Origin of the sequence: Sphingobium wenxiniae (genome assembly GCF_007830065.1) — a bacterium.
Lineage (GTDB): Bacteria > Pseudomonadota > Alphaproteobacteria > Sphingomonadales > Sphingomonadaceae > Sphingobium > Sphingobium wenxiniae.
Map to the genome: position 1 here is coordinate 1 of NZ_VLKK01000048.1, position 5,902 is coordinate 5,902.

At 59.4% G+C, this 5,902-nt stretch carries 3 protein-coding genes and 1 pseudogene; all 4 read left to right on the plus strand.

The annotated features are described in order from the left end of the window. Positions 1-310 precede the first annotated feature (310 nt). The 4 genes and pseudogenes from istA (at position 311) to IQ35_RS20405 (ending at position 5,740) form a co-directional block, all read left to right on the plus strand. Entirely contained in the window at positions 311-1,810 is a 1,500-nt protein-coding gene (istA, locus tag IQ35_RS20390) for an IS21 family transposase (protein WP_422396779.1), read from the plus strand. Next, on the plus strand, positions 1,807-2,652 hold the full coding sequence (istB, locus tag IQ35_RS20395) for an IS21-like element helper ATPase IstB (RefSeq protein ID WP_129927245.1): 846 nt from the start codon (positions 1,807-1,809) through the stop codon (positions 2,650-2,652). Before istA ends, istB begins: the two co-directional genes overlap by 4 nt. A gap of 285 nt (positions 2,653-2,937) precedes the next feature. Then, positions 2,938-4,731: pseudogene (locus IQ35_RS21675) on the plus strand (Tn3 family transposase). 142 nt (positions 4,732-4,873) lie between these two features. Then, positions 4,874-5,740 carry a recombinase family protein gene (locus IQ35_RS20405; RefSeq protein WP_145076119.1) on the plus strand — a complete coding sequence of 289 codons (867 nt, stop codon included), beginning with the start codon at positions 4,874-4,876 and terminating at the stop codon, positions 5,738-5,740. Positions 5,741-5,902: the final 162 nt, after the last annotated feature.

Below are 5,902 nucleotides of genomic sequence, written 5' to 3' on the forward strand. Positions count from 1 at the left end.
ATCGACCTGCTGATCGAAACCGTTCACAAGATCGGAACGCGCTCGAAACGCAAGGTGGTGGGCGATATCGCGAAAGACATCGAGCGGGTCTATGGAAAGGAGCGCCTGCTTGCGCGGCGACAAACAGGATGAGAACGCAGCGACAATCAAGATGAGAATCGGCTGCTGGTGTGGCGACGAAGGGCGGAGGGCGTAGCCCGAAGCCCGTAGGCGCCACACCAGCAGCCGATGGCCCTTTCTAAAAGGGCTGCTGACGGTCGGGACCGACCCGATATTCATGGGCATTTCCACGTCGAGGGAGGTGCCGTGAGTGTCAGGTCGCCACGTCAACGATCATCAGATGAGGTTGTTTATGAAGCTTCGACAGACCCATTCTATCGCGACTGCTGCCGTAAAGGCAGGCTTCAGCGTCGCGACCGGGTATCGCCTTGCCCACGAACCGATGCTGCCAATGCAGCGAGATGCGCCACGGGGCCGCCGCCGCGCCGATCCGATTGCCGATATTTTCGAGAATGAGATTGTACCGTTGCTCAAGGCATCGCCGGGATTGCGGGCAGTGGCGATTTACGAAGAGATGCGCCGTCGCCATCCTAACCTCGATCCAGGCGTCAGGCGCACGATGGAACGGCGCATTCGATCCTGGCGGGCAGTGCATGGTCCCGAGCAGGAAGTGATCTTCCGCCAGGCCCATGAACCGGGCCGCATGGGTCTGTCGGACTTCACCGACATGGGTGATTTTGCCGTAGCGATCGCCGGCGAACCGCTCGATCATCGGCTTTACCATTTCCGGCTGATCTGGTCGGGCTTCGAACATGCCCACGTCATCCTGGGCGGGGAGAGCTATGTCGCGCTGGCCGAAGGCCTTCAAAACGCGCTCTGGGCGTTGGGCGGTGCGCCGGGCGAGCACCGCAGCGACAGCCTGTCAGCGGCGTTCCGCAATCTCGATGCCGAAGCGCGAGCAGACCTGACCACGCGCTATGATGCTCTGTGCGAACATTATGGCATGATCCCAACCCGCAATAATCGCGGCATCGCCCACGAGAATGGCGGGATCGAGAGCGCGCACGGTCACCTCAAAGCATCAATCCGCGATGCGCTGCTGCTGCGAGGATCATGCAACTTTGACGATCTGGACGCTTATCGCTGCTTCATTGAGGAGATCGTCGCCCGCAAGAACCGGCGCAACGCAGTTCGCATCGATGCCGAGCGCGCAGCCCTCAAGCCACTGCCAGACCGGCGTACGAGGGATTATGAGGAGACTATCGTCACCATCACCTCGGCCAGCGGCTTCACCTTGCGTCGGGTCTTCTACACCGTACCTTCGCGGCTGATCGGACACCGGGTGCGCGTGAGGCTCTATGATGATCGGATCGACCTGTTCCTTGGCGGCACCTTCCTCCTCACCTTGCCCCGCATCCGCGTCGCTTCCGGCGTTTGCGGTCGGAGGATCGACTATCGTCACGTCATCCATAGTCTGCGGCGCAAACCCATGGCGCTGATGCGATTGTCCTATCGGGACCAGCTCTTCCCGCGGGATGCCTACAGGCTGATGTTCGAACGGCTGACCGATGCCATGCCAGAACGCAACGCCTGCCGCCTGATGGTCGAGTTGCTGAGCATGGCGCATGAGCGGGCCTGCGAAGCTGAGCTTGCTGATTTGCTGGCCCAGGATCTCGAAGCCAACCGACTACCTGACATCAACGCATTGCGGGTGCGCTTTGCGCCCGATCCGGCCGCTCTGCCCGATGTAGTCGTTCAGCTCGGTCCTCTGAGCGATTACGATGCCTTGCTGATGGGAGAGGCCGCATGAGCAACGCTTCCCATAATATCGACGCCCAGCGCCTGAGCTTCATTCTCAACGAGTTGCGTCTGCCCGCGATTAAGGTCGTCTGGCCCGACTTCACGCAACGGGCTGACAAGGAGGGCTGGCCTGGTGCACGCCTGCTTGCTGCCATCGCTGAGCATGAAATGGCTGAGCGCGATCGACGTCGGATCGAACGGCATCTGAGCGATGCCCGGTTGCCTGCGGGCAAAACCCTCGACAGCTTCGCCTTCGATGCTGTGCCGATGATCTCGCGCGCTCAGGTGACCGCGATGTGCTCTGGCGATGGATGGCTCGAACAGGGCGCCAACCTCATCCTGTTCGGGCCGCCGGGCGGAGGAAAGAGCCATCTCGCCGCCGCCATCGGCCTTGCCCTCATCGAAAATGGCTGGCGCGTCCTGTTCGCCCGCACTTCTGACCTTGTCCAAAAGCTCCAGGTCGCACGTCGCGAACTCGCGCTCGAAGCTGCCATCACCAAGCTCGACAAATATCATCTGCTGATCCTCGACGATCTGGCCTACGTCGCCAAGGATCAGGCCGAGACCTCTGTTCTGTTCGAACTGATCAGTGCCCGCTACGAACGCAAGTCCATGCTTATCACGGCAAACCAGCCCTTCGGCGAATGGAACAGGATCTTCCCCGATCCTGCCATGACGCTGGCAGCTGTCGATCGCCTTGTCCACCACGCCACCATCTTCGAGATGAACGTCGAGAGCTACCGCCGCCGAGCTGCCATCCAGCGACAATCAAAGGCCGGCAGACCACCAACCTACGCGACAATCAAAGCCGTCGACGAAATGTCGCTCCGCGACAATCAACCCGCCCAATAGCTCTTGCCAGCGTCAATCAACACAGCCAAACAGGAACAGTCGCGACAATCTGTTCTCATCCTGATTGACGCCCGCCTCTCATCCAGATCGTCGCGCTATAGCCTGCTGGTCGAGATCGCCAGCGCCTCGATCAATGAACCATCGGGGCGCATCTGCGATGTCATTTTCCCAATCGCCGGCAAGGACAAACTGGCGGCGATCATCAAGGAAAGCCAGGCAAAGGGCGCCTTGGATCGGCGGATCTACAAGGTGATGCGGAGGTCATGGGCCAATCATTATCGCCGTATGCTGCCAAGCCTGCTTTCCGTACTTGAGTTCCGGTCGAACAACGCGGTGTGGCGGCCGGTCCTGGCGGCCCTCGACTGGATCAGGAGCAAGGTGGATGGCGGATGCCGCTTCGTGCCATTGCAGGATGTTCCGATCGATGAGGTGATTCCAGCGCGATGGCGCAGTTCCGTCATTGATGACGATGGGCGGGTAAACCGGATCAGCTATGAGCTTTGCGTCCTGACGCAACTGCGCGACCGCATCCGCTCCAAAGAAATCTGGGTGGTCGGGGCGGATCGCTATCGCAATCCCGATGACGATCTTCCCAAGGACTTCGAGATCAGGCGAGAGGCGTACTATTCCGGCCTCAGCCTGACGCCAGATGCGCAGGCGTTTTGCGCCTCGATCCGGGAGGAGCTTGAACGGGAACTGTTGCTCCTCAATGCCAATATTCCACAAAACGACAAGGTCCGGCTCCTGTGGCGCGGCGACAACCGGATATCGATTACACCGTTCAAGCCCTTGCCCGAACCGAAGGGTCTCGCTTCGATCAAAAGCGAGATCGGTCAGCGCTGGCCGATGACCGGACTGCTGGACGTGTTGAAAGAGGCTGCTCTGGACACGGGATTGATGGATGCTTTCGAAACGTCGGCCTCGCGGGTTACCCTGTCGAAAGCAGCCTTGGCTCAGCGTCTTTTGCTGTGTCTCTATGGCTTGGGCACGAACGCCGGGCTCAAGCGGGTCGCTGGCGCAACACCCGATGTCAGTTACGAGGAATTGCTGCATGTCCATCGCCGTTTCATCCACGCGCCAGCGCTGAGGGAGGCGTGCGCGCGGGTAGCAAACGCGACACTGGCAATCCGCAATGCCGCAGTATGGGGAGATGCGGGCACGGCATGCGCGTCCGATTCAACGAAGTTCGGCGCGTGGGACCGCAACCTGATGACGGAATGGCACGCCCGCTATGGCGGCCGGGGCGTCATGATCTACTGACATGTGGAGAAGCGCGCGACCTGCGTTTATTCCCAGCTCAAGCGGTGCTCTTCCTCGGAGGTCGCCTCCATGATCGAAGGCGTGCTACGCCATTGCACCGACATGGAAATCCAGCGCCAGTACGTCGATAGCCACGGCCAGAGCGCAGTCGGCTTTGCGTTCTGCCGACTCCTTGGATTTGAGCTTGCCCCGCGGCTGAAAGCAGTGGCACGCCAGAAACTGGCCCTTCCCCAAGCCGGCATGCGCACGCGGCTTTCCAATTTACTGCCGATCCTCTCCAGCCCGATCGACTGGGACGAGATCGAGCAACAATATGACGAAATGGTCAAATATGCCGCTGCCATGCAATCGCGCACCGCCGATCCGGAAGCGATCCTGCTCCGGTTTGCCAGAGCCGAAGTGATGCACCCGACCTACAAGGCGCTGAGTGAACTCGGCCGCGCGGTCAAAACAATCTTCCTATGCCGGTATTTGCGTCAGGAGGCATTCCGCCGCGAGATCCACGAAGGGCTGAATGTGGTTGAGAACTGGAACGGCGCTAATGGTTTCGTGTTCTTCGGCAAGGGCGGCGAGATCGCCACCAACCGCATCCATGAGCAGGGAATCTCCGTTCTGGCGCTACACCTCCTGCAAGCGTCGCTGGTGTATGTGAACACCCGCATGCTTCAGACCGTACTGGTTGAGCCGAAGTGGGCGGGGCGGATGACGCCGGAAGATTATCGTGGTCTCACGCCGTTGATCTACAGTCATGTGAACCCTTATGGCCGCTTCGACCTCGACCTGAACGACCGGATTGATTTTGGACGGCTTGCAGCGTGAGGCGGCTGATCGGCCTATAACATTTGGGTACACCCCAGAGTGATAGGGCCGAGTGACACCATTCGTCTGTCACAAAAGGGTGGGTTTGCGCTCAATGTGACGATACACTGCAAGAGCCACCCTAATGTGACGGATTTTGCACTTGGCTCGTATCGGATATGCCCGCGTCAGCACCACGGACCAGGATCTGGATATCCAGATTGGCCGCCTCAAGAATGCAGGTTGCGAAATTATCCGTTCCGAGACCGGATCGGGGGCCTCGCGGAGCGGGCGCACGGAACTGGAAACGATCATGCAGTTTATGCACACCGGCGACGAGCTGGTCGTGCTGCGGCTCGACCGGCTCGGCCGCTCCACGCGCGATGTCCTGAACCTGGTGCATGAGCTTGATGAAAAGGGAGCTTCGCTGCGCATCCTTGAGCCAGAGGTGACGACGGCGGGCGACATGGGGCGAATGGTCATCACCATACTCGGCATGGTCGCCGATATGGAGCTGAAGTTCATCAAGGATCGTCAGCGCGCCGGGATCGAAGCGGCGCGCGCCGAAGGCGTCTACAAAGGCCGGAAGAAAAACATCGATGACGATGAAATCCGACGCCGGATCACCGCCGGCGCGAGCAAGGCCAGCGTCGCGCGCGACCTCAAGATCTCAAGAATGACCGTCTATCGGGCGCTCGACATTATTCCGTCACAGACCAAACTGCCGGAAAAGCCGCCCACTGCCAGCATCGCCCTGCATCTGATTATCGAGAACTTCAACAAGCGTGGAAGAGGTAGAAAACCCGCTCGGGAGCGGATTGAGGCGATGCTGGAACGCGACTACGCCATGGTAAAAAACGGCAATTGTGATTACAAACTGACCGTCGCCTATGACCCCGATCCGGATGGCATTTCCCTTGATGAGGAAATCCAAAGCCTCCTCTCCGAGATGTTCAACATCGCAGAGAGCTACAATTGCTCCATGGAAGCCGATATCTACGAGGTCGGTGGTCAGCAACGGTCCTGGTAGAATCAATCAAGCGTTCAGTGTTCGTTCTTCAACCTGGCCAAAATCGCAGCTTCGGGCCGACTGGGCCTATCAGATCAGGCCGAGACAGCAAGCATGAATAAGAAACAAGCAGGTGGCTCTGTTGCAAAAATCGTGAAGCTTGAGCATGCTTGGCGGAGATTG

Coding starts and splice junctions, on each gene's coding strand:
- istB (WP_129927245.1), top strand. CDS start 1,807: ATGAGCAACGCTTCCCATAATATCGACGCCCAGCGCCTGAGCTTCATT.